Genomic DNA, 13,895 nt, shown 5'->3' on the forward strand with positions numbered 1-13,895 from the left:
ATGGATTTTTTTAGCACACAAAATATTTTAGTGCACATCCCCCTGGGGGCCACGGGCTACGATCTCTCATGGATTGAAGCCATTGGGACACTGGCGGGCCTGCTGTGTATCTGGCTCGCCAGTCTGGAAAAGATCGTCAACTATGCGTTTGGTCTGCTAAACGTCACGTTGTTTGCGGTGATCTTTTTTCAAATTCAGCTTTATGCCAGCCTGCTGTTACAGCTGTTCTTTTTTGCGGCTAACGTTTATGGCTGGTACGCCTGGAGTCGGCAAACGTCTGATCATCAGGCCGAGTTAACCATACGCTGGTTACCGCGCGCAAAAGCCATTGGCTGGGCGGCTGGCTGCGTGATCGCGATTGCGTTTATGACGGTGTATATCGATCCGGTCTTTGCCTTTCTCACTCAAATGGCGGTGAGCCTCATGAATGCGGCGGGCTTTGCCGTGGCGATGCCGACGCTGCAGCCGGATGCGTTTCCCTTCTGGGACGCCTGCCTGATGGTGCTGTCGATTGTGGCCATGGTGCTGATGACGCGCAAGTACGTCGAGAACTGGCTGCTTTGGGTGATTATCAACGTCATCAGCGTGATGATATTTGCCCGTCAGGGGGTTTACGCGATGGCGCTGGAGTACGCTATTTTGACGTTGATTGCGCTCAATGGCTCAAGGATGTGGATAATCAGCGCACGAAAACAGGGTTCTCGTGCGCTGTCTGCTCAGTGATGATGTGCGTGCTCACCGTGCTCGTGATGGTGGTGAGCACCCTCAATCACCGGCGTGTTAAGCGCGCAGTCCGGTCCCACACAGGGCTGAAACTCCATCTGCACCGTCGCGTGTTCAATTTGATAATGGTCGTGCAGATAGGTGTGAATGCGGCGCAGTAAACCATCGTGATCGCGTGGCGGGATCACCTGGACATGCAGCGTTAAAATCGGCTTCTCGCCCACCTGCCAGACATGCACATGATGAACATCGCGCACCTCTGCAATATTACGCTTCAGATCGCGTCTGAGCTTCGTCACATCCAGCGAATCAGGCGCGCCTTCCAGTAGCTCATGAAAACTCTCCCGCAGCAGCGCCCAGGCGTTACGCAGTATCAGCAGTGACACCAGAATCGACAAAATAGGGTCAGCAGGCGTCCAGTTCGTCAACAGAATGATGACCGCCGCGACGATGGCACCTACAGAACCCAGCAGGTCGCCCATCACATGCAAGGCGGCCGCCCGCACGTTGAGGTTCTTCTCTTCACTGCCGTGGTGCAGCAGCCAGAATGAGAGAATATTCGCCAGCAGCCCACCAATAGCAATGCCCAGCATCAGGCCGCCGGTGATGGGCTGCGGATGGGAGAAGCGTTCAATGGCTTCCCAGACAATCAGGAAGGTAATCAGGATCAGGGCAATAGCGTTAACGAAGGCGGCCAGCGTGGTAAGCCGCAGCAAACCAAAGGTATGACGATCGTTGGGTTTACGTTTGGCAAACTGTACGGCCAGTAATGCCATCAGCAGCGCGGCGGCGTCGGTCAGCATATGACCTGCATCTGCCAGCAGGGCCAGTGAGCCTGAAATCCAGCCGCCAATCACTTCCGCGACCATAAAGAGCGCCGTCACGGCAAAGGCCGCCATCAGGCGCTTACGGTTGGTGTCCTGACCGCTATGAGAGTGGGTGTGTGCCATAAGTATCCAGTTTGAGTAATAACCTGTCGGTCAATGATATCAGCAATTGCCATTCTGCTGAGCTGTCCTGCTGGTGCTTCGCCTTGTCAGACAGCTGCTGACAGAGCCTTGCCCCTTCTTCAATGCCAATCAACAGCCAGCTTCCTTTCATACGGTGTGCTGACTCGGCCAGCTGCGTCGCGTCACCGGTCTGGTGCGCGGCATACAGCTGTGCCCGATCTTTCTCCAGGGTATCACGTAATGTTTTACCCAGTCGGTTAAGAAATTTCTCGTTTTGCTGTGCCAGCTGCCACAGATTGTCCTCCACTGACGCCAGCGGATCGTCGCGGAAGTCTGCCAGTATCTCGCCGATATCCTGTAGCTGAACCGGTTTAATCAGCACGCGCTCGTTCGCAGCCAGCTGCACGTTAAGTAACTGCGCATCGGCGGAACACAGCACCCGTCGCTGCCTGCCGCCACGCTGTCGTTGCCGACGGCGTAACAGGCGCAGCAGCAGCGTGCCATCAGGACGCGGCATCATCTGATCGATAAACAGCAGGTCGTAAGGGCAGCGCGCATCGGCCAGCAGCAGATCGCGGCCATGCTCAAAACAGTCAGCCTGAACAGCAAAGCGGGCAAGCTGCTGCTCCATGACGATCAGGTTGGTGGGATGATCGTCAACCACCGCCACGCGCAGCCCTGGAAAGCCCGGCAGGGCCGTCGGGTCGCTGTCAGGAACGGGATCACAGGGGATCAGTGGCAGCACGATCGTGACATCCGTGCCTTTGCCGGGTACGGAATGGAGTGCAATATCGCCGCCCATCCGCTGCACCATCTCCCGACAGATAAACAACCCCAGTCCGCTGCCCTGGACCGATACGGCTTTTCCCGACGGTGCCTGGTACCAGGGATCGAACAGTTTACGCTGCTCCTCTGCCGGGATGCCGCTGCCGTTGTCGCTCACGGTTAACTGCAACCTGTCCGTGGCCGACAGCGTCAGGCGAATCAGGCCCTGCCGGGTAAATTTAAACGCGTTGGTGATGAGATTATTCACGACCTGCTGCAGGCGATCGGCATCCATCATAATTGCGTCAGGCAGCGGGGTCAGGGCTTCAACCTGCAGCCGCGGCCCCTCCGGGCGCATCAACGGGTGGTAGAAATGGCGCTGCTGCGCCAGCCAGGGGGCTAGCGCCAGCGGACGGGGCGACAGGGCAAAACTGTTGTTTTCAATTCGCGCATGATCCTGCAGATCGTTAAGCAGCGTCATCAGTGACTGCGCGCTGCGGTGCAGCAGTTGCAGGTTGTCACTGGAACGCTGCTGTTTTTCCAGCTCCAGCAAGCCCAGTATCGCCTGCATGGGCGTGCGCAGTTCGTGACTGACCGTCGCTAAAAACTGGCTTTTCATCGCGTTGGCGCGTTCGGCCTGCTCACGCTGTTGACGGTCACGTCGCTGTTGCCAGTAACGCCGGGCAAGCAGCACCAGCAAAATCACGATGGCGACGCCGCCCGTCAACAATACGGCCACCGGCAGGACGCGCATCGCCGCAACGCTGCCAGGTTGCGGTGGCATCGACCAGCGATCGCGCATCTGGTTTTGCGTATCGGCGGGGATCTGCTGCAATGCGCGATCCAGAAGGGAACGCAGCTCGGGCCGATCGGGCGCGATGCCCACCGCGATGGGCCACGCAATATCGCTGGCGGCAAAAGCCAGATGAATCTGCGGATCGTTGCGGCTGGCAATCCGCCAGCGCGCGGACAACACGTTATCCACTAAGGCGTCAATCTGCCCGGTTGCCAGCGCATCGTACAGGCTGTTTCGGTCGCTGTAGCGTTGAACCTGCGCGTTCTCAGGAATAAGGCGTTGCGCCAGGTCATTCTGCAGAATTCCGATGCGCTTGCCTGCCAGATCGCTCCAGTGCGACCAGTTAGCTGGCTGGCGGATATAAATGCCCCACAGCGCGCGCCAGACCGGCAGGCTGGTACTTTGCGTTTCGCCGTTAAGCGGCTGCATCAGCTGTAACATCACCTGGTGCTGAGCGATCAGACTGGCGGCCTCCTGAGGGTTACTAACCCAGCGCGGGGTAAAACGTAATCCTGTGCTTTGCGCCACCGCGTTGAGCAGATCAATACCGTAGCCTCGCGCGGTGCCGTTGCTGTCACGGTAACTCCAGGGATAGTTATCCGCTTCAGCGGCGTAGGCCACAACCGGGTGGGCCGTTATCCACTCGCGCTCGCTGGCGCTAAGCATCAGCGTCTGCGTGTCCTGATAGCGGGGAAGACTGCTGCTCCAGCGCGCCTGCAGGGTACTCATCAGCTCGGCGGGAAGCTGGCGCAGACTCTCGTTCAGCCACGCGATAAGCGCCGGATCGCGTGCCACGGCGCGCAGGTTGAGCTGACCGGCATCGATGCCGGAAGCGATTTGGTAGATTTGTCCCTGTTGCAACTGACTCAACAGAAAACCCGCGCTGGTTTCATCCGCCACAACGTAATCGTTCTGCTGATTCAACAACGTATAGAGCGCCTGAAGATCGCTGCCGTAGGTTCGCCACTGATGACGGGCCGCCAGGGCCGGGGGCAGCTGTGCCAGCGTGAGATGACTGATAGCCAACTGAGCATTATGACTATTGAACATCACGGCACGCTGGTTCTGCTGATTGCGATAAATACGCAACGGACTGCTAAACCAGCTGTCGCTGGCGACCGTATTGGCTGGCAGGGGCGGGGCAATCATTCCCAAAGCAAAATCAATCCGGCCGTCCGTTAGTGCGCCTAATAAGTCAGCCTGAGTGGCATACAGACTGAGCGTGAACTGCGCCCCGGTTAACTGGTGCAACGCGGCCAGGTAATCGGCATCGATGCCGTAGAGATCGTTACCCACCCGCATTGTCCAGGGCGCATTATTCTCCTCCAGCAGGCCGACCCGCAAGACTTTGCCCTGCATCAGCTCGGCGCCTTTGACCGGCATCATCATGGGTAGACTGATGCTGCTGACCGGGCGCACATCGGCCTGCGCTAGCGCGGTAAACATCAGCAGGAACATTAGAAGCCAGCGTCTCACTGCTGTGCTTTCCATAAATCAGCCAGCTCAACGACGGAGCGGGTGCCGGTTTTTTCCAGAATATTCTTTTTGTGGGTGCTGACGGTTTTGTTACTGATATGCAGCCGCTCGGCAATTTGCAGATTGGATAAGCCACTGGCCAGCAAAGCCAGTATCTGGCGCTCTTTACTGGTCAACGGCAGTTCCGGCTCGTCAGGACAGTCGGGGAAGGCGACGTGTCCACCGAGTACCGCCAGAATCGCGCTAAGTAACTGCTCCATGCGTTGGCTCTTCACCACATAGCCTGCCGCGCCCAGGGCCTGAGCGCGCCTGACGTAGTGGCTAGTTTGCTGGGCAGAATAAATCAGCACCGGGCAGTCGGGTAAATGGATCTTCAGGCGACGCAGGATCTCCAGCCCATCACCATCGGGCAAGCCGATGTCCAGCACGACGATATCGGGCGGAAGCGAGAGAAACGCGCGGGCAGACTGTTCGCTGCAGGCGGAATAAAGTTGAAGAGGAATGGGGGATTTAGCCAATGCAGCTTCGAGTGCTACTTCAACCAGTGGATGATCGTCTATCAGAAGCAGTGAGGCCATGAACATTTCCCTGTCAAGTTAACAGGCTCAGCATAGCGGAAGTTGCGGCGGGATAAAATAAAGGAGAGCCAGGCTCTCCTTATCAGCTCAACAGTCAGTGATTACTGCGTGGTGCCGTCAGTTTTGGTATTAACGTGACCGCCACCTTTTTTGGTATGCACTTTTTTATTCATGTCAGGGCATTTGCCATCTTTACACTGCGTGTTCTTGTCAATTTCATCGGCAGTCATGTGTTTGCTGCTGGAGGTGCTGTCTCGGGTTGGAGAAGACATCTCAGTGCCGGTGTTATTAATTTTGCTGTTATCCACTTTGTTCGGTGGCAGATTCTCATTCGCGCCGCCGGCGACTGCGCCTGCTGCTGCGGCCTGGTTAGAGTTTCCGTTGGCAGCCATTGCTGCGCCACTGCCCAGAGTCATTGCTGCCGTCAGAAAAATTATTGCAAACTTATTCATCATTATGCTCCCGTTAATAAATGATATTTGCTGTCTCTAACCGCTGCCAGATAAGGTTCAGAGAAAAAGCGCCCTGAGCGAAATAAAATTTCGCTGGTTAGCTTAAAGACAGGTGTTAATAAAAGTAAGCCACCGTTCCTCAGTGATTACCTTTAAAAGTCTAGACGCATAACCCATTTATGCAAATTTCACGCATACATTATGCGCTCATCAGGAATTTACACCCTGTGCGCTTCGGGCTACATTGGCTGGGTTGTGTCCGGCGGGCGCCGGGCCAGAAATTATATGGAATGAGTATGAATTACCAGAACGATGACTTACGCATCAAAGAGATCAAAGAGCTCCTGCCCCCCGTAGCCTTACTGGAAAAATTTCCTGCCACCGAACGTGCAGCGCAGACCGTGTCTCAGGCTCGCCAGGCCATTCACCAGATTCTGACCGGCCAGGACGATCGCCTGCTGGTGGTCATTGGGCCTTGCTCAATTCACGATACGGAAGCCGCACAAGAGTATGCGGCGCGCCTGTTAACCCTGCGTGAGCAGCTTAAAGGCGAGCTGGAAGTGGTCATGCGCGTTTATTTTGAAAAACCGCGTACCACCGTTGGCTGGAAAGGGCTGATCAACGACCCTTACATGGATGGCTCCTTTCAGCTAAACGACGGCCTGCGCCTGGCGCGTAAGCTGCTGCTGGAGATCAACGATTCCGGCCTGCCTGCCGCTGGCGAATTCCTGGATATGATTACGCCGCAGTACGTGGCGGATTTGATGAGCTGGGGTGCCATCGGTGCCCGTACCACCGAGTCACAGGTTCACCGCGAGCTGGCTTCCGGCCTTTCCTGCCCGGTAGGGTTTAAAAACGGTACGGACGGCACCATTAAAGTGGCGATTGATGCCATCAACGCAGCCGGTTCACCGCACTGTTTCCTGTCGGTGACCAAATACGGTCACTCCGCGATTGTGGAAACCCGCGGTAACGGCGACTGCCACATCATCCTGCGCGGCGGTAAAGAGCCGAACTACAGCGCCAGTCATGTCAGCGCGGTGAAAGCCGGTCTGGAAAAAGCCGGGTTGGCTCAGCAGGTAATGATCGACTTTAGCCATGCTAACAGCAGCAAGCAGTTTCAGAAGCAGATGCAGGTGGCGGACGATGTGGCACAGCAGATGATCAACGGTGAGCGCGGTATTATCGGCGTGATGATTGAAAGCCATTTGGTTGAAGGGAATCAGAGCCTGGAAAGCGGCGAGCCGCTGGTTTACGGCAAGAGCGTCACGGATGCCTGTATTGGCTGGGCCGATACCGAAAAGGTGCTGCATCAGCTGTCCGATGCGGTTAAACAGCGTCGCAGGTAAGCAGGGCGCAATAAAAAAGGGCCAGACATTGTCTGGCCCTTTTTGCACGGAAGCAAAATTACTTCGCTTTACCCTGATTGGCAACGGCCGCGGCTTTCGCTGCGATCTCGTCAGCATCACCCAGGTAGTAATGTTTGATCGGTTTGAAGTTTTCATCGAACTCGTACACCAGCGGAACGCCGGTCGGGATATTCAGTTCAAGAATCTCTTCTTCGCTCATGTTGTCCAGGTATTTCACCAGCGCACGCAGTGAGTTACCGTGGGCCGCCACGATCACTTTCTCACCACTTTTGATACGTGGCAGAATGGATTCGTTCCAGTAAGGGATCACGCGTTCGATGGTCAGCGCCAGGCTTTCGGTGGTGGGCAGCTGCTCAGGCTTCAGTGAAGCATAACGCGGGTCGTGTCCAGGAAAACGCTCATCGCTGCGGTCCAACTCTGGCGGAGTCACCGCGAAGCCACGACGCCACTGTTTAACCTGCTCGTCGCCGTATTTTGCGGCGGTTTCAGCTTTGTCCAGGCCCTGCAGCGCGCCATAGTGACGTTCGTTCAGACGCCAGGATTTCTCAACGGGCAGCCAGGCCTGATCCAGCTCATCCAGCACATTCCACAGGGTGTGAATGGCGCGTTTCAGCACAGAGGTGTAGGCGAAATCAAACACGAAACCTTCTTTCTTCAGCAGCTGTCCGGCTGCTTTAGCTTCGGTACGGCCCTTGTCAGAAAGGTCTACATCATACCATCCGGTGAAGCGGTTTTCGTTGTTCCACTGGCTTTCGCCGTGTCGCACCAGAACCAGCTTAGTTACAGCCATAGCTTAACTCCTTAATACTTGATGTTTCTGAGATAATGGAAACCTGCTGTCGCCAGCCCGTTGGCTGACCAATTGCGTTCTACCATAGCGGAAAACGGCGCACTGCGTAAGTCTGTCTGTGACGCACTGCGCGTTTTTCACACGGTGGCTCAGCGTGGTGTAAAGCGATAGCGCGTGACGGATTCCCAACGATCTCCCGGCTGCAGCCAGCAATCATCCTGTGGCCACTCGGGATGATTAGGCGAATCCGGTAAAAATTCACTCTCCAGCGCGATCCCCTGAAAAGCAGTATAGCTTTCCTGCTCCCGGGCGCGCGTGCCGGCCAGATAGTTACCGCTGTAGAACTGTAACGCGGGCGCTGACGTGGTCACGCTCAACTGGAGCTTGCCGTCCTCTGACCAGAGTTCAGCGGCAGGCTGGCTGCTATCGCCTGCACTGTTCAGCAGGAAAGCATGGTCATAGCCCTTAACTGCCTTCTGATCGTCATCGGCAAGAAAATCCTGCTCAATGCGTTTGGCCTGACGGAAATCGAAGCTGGTGCCGTCCACGGCCTTCAGTGGGCCGTTGGGAATCCCCTCGCTATCCACGGGCAGGTAACGATCGGCGTGCAGTTGTAACCGATGCTGGCGCGCATCACCATGATGCGCATCAAGATTAAAGTAAGCATGGTTGGTGAGACCGACCGGGCAGGGCTGGTCGCACTGCGCCTGATAGTGAATGGACAGGCAGTTATCGTCATCCAGCGCATAGCGTAAATCAGCAATAAGGTTGCCCGGGTAGCCCTGATCGCCATCGGGCGAATCAAGACGATAATGCACTTCCGTTTCTGACTGACTGACAATTTGCCAGCGGCGTTTATCAAACCCTCCTGGGCCGCCGTGTAACTGATGTTCGCCCTGATTGGCGCTCAACGGGCGGCTGATTTTATTCAGTTTTGCGCCGGCAATACGGTTTGCATAACGGCCTACCGTGGCACCCAGATAGGCATCCTGATGCAGATAGTCGGAAGGGGTTGCACAGCCCAGCAGGGCTTCACGCACGTGACCGTCCTGCAGTGGGACTCGCGCCGACAGCCAGGTTGCGCCCCAGTCCATAAAGGTGGCAATCATGCCATTGGCATTACGTAATACGGTGATGCGCCACGGCTGACCGTCCGGCGCATGGGAGTTCACATCGTTTAGCATTGGCCCGCTCCTTCTGATGCTTTGCACACGTAGAAGGTCTCCTTGATGCCCGTTTTGGCTTCATACTGGCTGGCGACGGCGGCCTGAACCCGATCCACCAGATCAAGCGGCATCAGGGCGACAATACAGCCACCGAAGCCACCGCCGGTCATGCGAACACCGCCACGATCGCCGATCTCGGCTTTAACAATCTCGACCAGGGTATCCACCGGCGGCACGGTAATTTCGAAGTCATCACGCATTGAGGCGTGAGATTCCGCCATCAGTTCGCCCATGCGGGCTAAATCGCCGCGAGACAGCGCCTCGGCGGCCTCCAGCGTACGGGCGTTTTCAGTGATAACGTGACGTACGCGTTTGGCAACCTGCGGATCTAACTGAGACTCAGCCGCGTTGAACTCGGCCAGGTCGACATCCCGCAGCGCCTTTTTGTTAAAGAAGCGTGCGCCGGCTTCACACTGCTCACGGCGAACGTTGTATTCGCTTCCCACCAGGCTGCGACGGAAGTTGGAATTGATGATGACCACGGCAATATCGTCCGGCATCGAAACCGGTGTCGTGCCCAGCGTCCGGCAGTCCAGCAGCATGGCATGATCTTTCTGGCCCAGCGCGGAAATCAGCTGATCCATAATGCCGCAGTTACAGCCCACGAACTGGTTTTCTGCTTCCTGACCGTTGACCGCGATGGCGGCGCCGTCCAGTGCCAGGTTAAACAGCTGCTGGAAAACCGTTCCGACCGCCACTTCCAGCGAGGCGGAAGAGCTAAGGCCCGCGCCCTGAGGCACGTTGCCGCTAATCACCATATCGACGCCGCCAAAATCCGGTGCGCGTTGCTGAAGGTGCTTGACGACGCCGCGCACATAGTTCGCCCACATGGGTTCTTTTACGCTGGTAATCGGGGCATCCAGTGAAAAGATGTCCTGCGCCTGATCGTAATCCACGGCAACCACGCGTACCTGGCGGTCGTCGCGTTTTGCACAGGCGATAACCGTTTGATAATCAATAGCGCAAGGCAGCACGAAACCGTCGTTGTAATCGGTGTGCTCGCCAATCAAATTAACGCGGCCTGGGGCCTGAATCGCGTGGGTAGGCGCATAGCCAAAGGTCTCAGTAAACACCTGCTGCGTGATGGTTTTTAAGCTCATTGTTGTGCCTCACGGAAATGAATATCGCTCACGGAACGCAGGCGTTCGGCTGCCTGTTCTGCGGTTAAATCGCGTTGGGTTTCAGCCAGCATCTCGTAGCCGACCATAAATTTGCGCACCGTTGCGGAACGCAGCAGCGGCGGATAAAAGTGGGCGTGCAGCTGCCAGTGTTCATTGTCGTCACCGTTGAACGGCGCGCCGTGCCAGCCCATGGAGTAGGGGAAAGAGCACTGAAACAGGTTGTCGTAACGGCTGGTCAGGCGCTTGATGGCACAAGCGAGATCGTCACGCTGCGCATCGGTCAAATCGGTCAGGCGCTTAACATGGGTTTTTGGCAGCAGCAGGGTTTCAAACGGCCACGCCGCCCACCAGGGCACCACGGCCAGCCAGTGTTCGGTTTCAACAACGGTGCGGCTGCCATCCTGCTGTTCACGCGCAAGGTAATCCACCAGCATCGGCGAGCCCTTTTGGGCAAAGTAGCGGCGCTGCAGATCGTCTTCGCGCTGGGCTTCATTAGGCAGAAAGCTGTTGGCCCACACTTGTCCATGGGGATGAGGATTAGAGCAGCCCATCGCGGCGCCCTTGTTCTCAAAGACCTGCACCCAGGGATAGTGCTGACCCAGTTCAGCTGTCTGTTCTTGCCAGGTGCGGACGACGTCCTGTAACGCGCTCAGTGACATTTCGGGCAGGGTTTTACTGTGGTCGGGCGAAAAACAGATGACGCGGCTGGTACCGCGCGCGCTTTCGCAACGCATCAACATGTCATCACTTTCAGGCGCGTCGGGCGTATCCGTCATCAACGCGGCAAAATCATTCGTAAAAACGTAGGTGCCTTGATAATCAGGATTCACATCGCCCGTGATGCGCGTGTTGCCTGCGCACAGGAAACAGTCAGGATCGTGTGACGGCAGCGTATTCACTGCGGGCGTTTCCTGAGCCCCCTGCCAGGGACGTTTGGCACGATGAGGAGAAACCAAAATCCACTGATCGGTCAGGGGATTGTAACGGCGATGAGGATGATCGGCCGGGTTAAATTTTTCCATGTTGCATCCTGGTAAGCGTCAAAATTAAAAAGTCATCAAGAAAAAATAGCACATCGGGTGAGTCAAAAACGTGATCCAGTCTGGATAAGTGGTATCGTTTACACAAGCTGAATATTCTTATTTAAAGGCGGATCCGCACATCGCATCGCTAAAAAACAGGTTTAAATGGTAGCGTTTACATCTGGTGGTAAACAACGCCGCTGGCACGGCGTCAGGGCACTCAAATCCTGTCCTGTTGGTAGCGATAGCCGCCGTCAGGCTGGGCCACAAAATGCAGACGATGGGTAATACACTGGGGCGCGTCCTCAGCATGATGTGAAACGAACAGCAGTTGAGTACGGTCTTCACCAATCAAAATATCGATGAAACGTCTTACCAGCTGGCGGTTGAGTGGATCAAGCCCCTGCAAGGGTTCATCCAGTATCAACAGCGTAGGATGCTTAACCAGCGCCCGGGCGATCAACACCAGCCGTTGCTGGCCCCAGGATAAACCGTGAAAGGGCATATCCCCCATTCTGCTATCCATGCCCAGCAGCGCCAGCCACTGACGCGCCAGCGCCATTTGGCGATCGGAGACGGCCTGATAAAGACCAATCGAGTCAAAAAAGCCGGACAGGATCACGGTCCGGACGTTGACGCTTACGCGGTAATCAAGATGCAGGCTGCTGCTGACATAGCCAATATGCTGTTTGATATCCCAGATGGTTTCGCCGCTGCCACGGCGCCGGCCAAACAGGGTTAAATCGTTGCTGTAGCCCTGGGGATGGTCGCCCGTGACCAGGCTGAGTAATGTGGATTTGCCCGCGCCGTTTGGCCCGAGAATATGCCAGTGCTCCCCGGTATTAACCTGCCAGTCGAGGCCGTCGATAATACGCTGGTCGTTATAGGATACGATGCCGTTACGCAGAAGCACTCGCGGCGCGTCATCTGCCAGCGGCGGTAGCGCATCCGGGACGTCGGCTTCCGGCAGCGCCATGCCAGCCAGTTGCTCACTGCGCGCCAGCTGGGCCACCAGCGCCTGCGCCAGAATCTCCTCACGGGGTCCGACATGCGTCAGGCTGCATTCTGCCAGTACGCCGACCCGGTCAACGTAGTCCGGAATATCATCAAAGCGGTTCAGCACCAGCACCAGGGTAAAATCCGCCTGCGGCAACTGGTGCAGCGTGGCGGTCAGATTCGCGCGCGATTCGACATCCAGGCCGTCGAAAGGCTCATCCAGAATCAGCAGGTCGGGCTGCTTCATCAGCGCCTGGCACAGTAATGTTTTGCGCGTTTCACCGGTAGAGAGGTATTTAAAACGGCGGTTAAGCAGGCCGGTGATACCAAACTGCGTGGCCAGCTGCTCGCAGCGCACCCTGTCTTTAACCTCATCCTGAATGATTTCAGCCGTTGTGCGGCCGGTATCATCCTCACCTTCGCTCAGCAGGTCGGTGTTATTCCGTTGCCACTCATCGGCGACCAGCTTCTGCAACTGCTCCAGCGACAGGCGGCTGGGACGTTGAAAATCACAGGTTACCTGACCTGACAGCGGTGCCAGTTCCCCCGAGAGGGCGCGCGCCAGTGAGGATTTACCACTGCCGTTGGCACCGACAAATGCCCAGCGCTCGCCGGGCTGAAGGTGTACATCGGTCAGCGACAACACTCGCGCATCATTAAGATGAAATATGCCTTGCGAAATATGCAATGAAGCCATGATTCGTTCCATTTTTTGCAGCGTTAACCGTTGTTGTAGCCACTGCTTCGAACGAAGTCAAACCCGAATGATAAATCAACGCAAAGCGGCGACGATGGCGTGGCTGGCGCTAAAGCTGGCGATCACGGCGTGACCCGGTTGCCACTGCCGACGCGCAATTTCCGCGTTTTCCAGCGTGGCACACAGCGTTTCACCGCCCGGCAGGCGCATCAGGACTTCACTGACCTGCTCACCGGTTTCGATAGCGCTTATGGTGGCGGCCAGCTGATTATCCGCCCCGGTTGCATGCGTATGAAGGCTGATCCACGGGGCTTTAATCAGAACCAGCACCTCTTTGCCTGCCTTGAGATGCAGGCGTTCTGCGCTGCGCGCGGTCAGGGCGACGTTGAGCCGGGTTACGCCATCCGAGAGCAGAATGGTCAGGTGCTGCTGGATATGCTGCGCGTCGTTATCCACCACGGTGCCGAACAGTTGATTACGTGCGCTGGTTTGCAATGAAGAGCGGGCGATAGCGGCCAGCAGGCTGTCCAGCGGCAGCGAGTCCTGTTGCAGAGCATCAAAGGCGTGCTGTTGAATCTTTTCCATCAGGCCGAACAGCTGTACCAGACGTTCGCCATAGCGGGTTAACTGCGCGCCACCGCCGCCTTTGCCACCGGTTGCCCGCGTCACCATTTCCTGTTCAGCCAGCTGGTTCATCTCGTTGATGGCATCCCAGGCGCTTTTGTAACTGATGCCCGCCAGCTTCGCGCCCTGGCTAATCGAACCGGTTTGCTGCACGCGCTTTAACAGTTCAATGCGGCGTGGATCGGCAAACAGCTTTTGCTGCAGGCGGATGTGAAGGGTGAGTTCGGCTTGCATGGTGGCTCCTGCAAAGAATGAATCGCGTAATCAGGCAGATGATAACGAGCTTTCAGCCTCAAAGTAAAAGCACGA

12 protein-coding genes are annotated in these 13,895 nt (G+C 56.5%); 2 read left to right on the top strand and 10 right to left on the bottom strand.

The window, feature by feature from the left end; translation table 11 throughout:
• The gene (gene pnuC, locus EL29_RS03535) at window positions 1–723 is read left to right on the top strand and encodes a nicotinamide riboside transporter PnuC (RefSeq protein ID WP_028714947.1); all 723 of its coding nucleotides are present in this window, start codon (window positions 1–3) and stop codon (window positions 721–723) included.
• On the opposite strand, the gene zitB is transcribed toward pnuC, so the two are convergent.
• The 4 genes from zitB to EL29_RS03555 form a co-directional block, all read right to left on the bottom strand.
• Window positions 717–1,673 carry a CDF family zinc transporter ZitB gene (zitB, locus tag EL29_RS03540; protein ID WP_013025083.1) on the bottom strand — a complete coding sequence of 319 codons (957 nt, stop codon included), beginning with the start codon at window positions 1,671–1,673 and terminating at the stop codon, window positions 717–719. The genes pnuC and zitB overlap by 7 nt on opposite strands.
• Window positions 1,651–4,725: a hybrid sensor histidine kinase/response regulator gene (locus EL29_RS03545; protein WP_028714948.1), complete on the bottom strand. Its 3,075-nt coding sequence runs from the start codon at window positions 4,723–4,725 to the stop codon at window positions 1,651–1,653. The genes zitB and EL29_RS03545 overlap by 23 nt, the downstream gene beginning before the upstream one ends.
• Entirely contained in the window at window positions 4,707–5,288 is a 582-nt protein-coding gene (locus tag EL29_RS03550; RefSeq protein WP_028714949.1) for a LuxR C-terminal-related transcriptional regulator, read from the bottom strand. Before EL29_RS03550 ends, EL29_RS03545 begins: the two co-directional genes overlap by 19 nt.
• Window positions 5,289–5,389: 101 nt before the next feature.
• Entirely contained in the window at window positions 5,390–5,743 is a 354-nt protein-coding gene (locus tag EL29_RS03555; RefSeq protein WP_013025086.1) for a YbgS-like family protein, read from the bottom strand.
• Between the two features lie 293 nt (window positions 5,744–6,036).
• On the opposite strand from EL29_RS03555, the gene aroG reads away from it, so the two are divergent.
• A complete protein-coding gene (gene aroG, locus EL29_RS03560) occupies window positions 6,037–7,089 on the top strand; it encodes a 3-deoxy-7-phosphoheptulonate synthase AroG (protein ID WP_028714950.1) in 1,053 nt (350 codons plus the stop codon).
• A 58-nt stretch (window positions 7,090–7,147) separates the two neighbouring features.
• On the opposite strand, the gene gpmA is transcribed toward aroG, so the two are convergent.
• From gpmA to modE, 6 genes are all read right to left on the bottom strand, one after another.
• On the bottom strand, window positions 7,148–7,900 hold the full coding sequence (gpmA, locus tag EL29_RS03565) for a 2,3-diphosphoglycerate-dependent phosphoglycerate mutase (RefSeq protein WP_013025088.1): 753 nt from the start codon (window positions 7,898–7,900) through the stop codon (window positions 7,148–7,150).
• Window positions 7,901–8,049: 149 nt separating this feature from the next.
• A complete protein-coding gene (galM, locus tag EL29_RS03570; protein WP_014606284.1) occupies window positions 8,050–9,084 on the bottom strand; it encodes a galactose-1-epimerase in 1,035 nt (344 codons plus the stop codon).
• Entirely contained in the window at window positions 9,078–10,226 is a 1,149-nt protein-coding gene (gene galK / locus EL29_RS03575; protein WP_028714951.1) for a galactokinase, read from the bottom strand. The genes galM and galK overlap by 7 nt, the downstream gene beginning before the upstream one ends.
• Entirely contained in the window at window positions 10,223–11,269 is a 1,047-nt protein-coding gene (gene galT, locus EL29_RS03580) for a galactose-1-phosphate uridylyltransferase (protein ID WP_019106140.1), read from the bottom strand. The genes galK and galT overlap by 4 nt, the downstream gene beginning before the upstream one ends.
• A gap of 220 nt (window positions 11,270–11,489) precedes the next feature.
• Window positions 11,490–12,962, bottom strand: a complete 1,473-nt coding sequence (modF, locus tag EL29_RS03585; protein WP_028714952.1) for a molybdate ABC transporter ATP-binding protein ModF — start codon at window positions 12,960–12,962, stop codon at window positions 11,490–11,492.
• A gap of 75 nt (window positions 12,963–13,037) precedes the next feature.
• Window positions 13,038–13,820, bottom strand: coding sequence for a molybdenum-dependent transcriptional regulator ModE (gene modE, locus EL29_RS03590; protein ID WP_028714953.1), 783 nt, complete (start codon window positions 13,818–13,820; stop codon window positions 13,038–13,040).
• Window positions 13,821–13,895 lie beyond the last annotated feature (75 nt).

This window comes from Pantoea ananatis LMG 2665 (assembly GCF_000710035.2).
GTDB classification, from domain to species: domain Bacteria; phylum Pseudomonadota; class Gammaproteobacteria; order Enterobacterales; family Enterobacteriaceae; genus Pantoea; species Pantoea ananatis.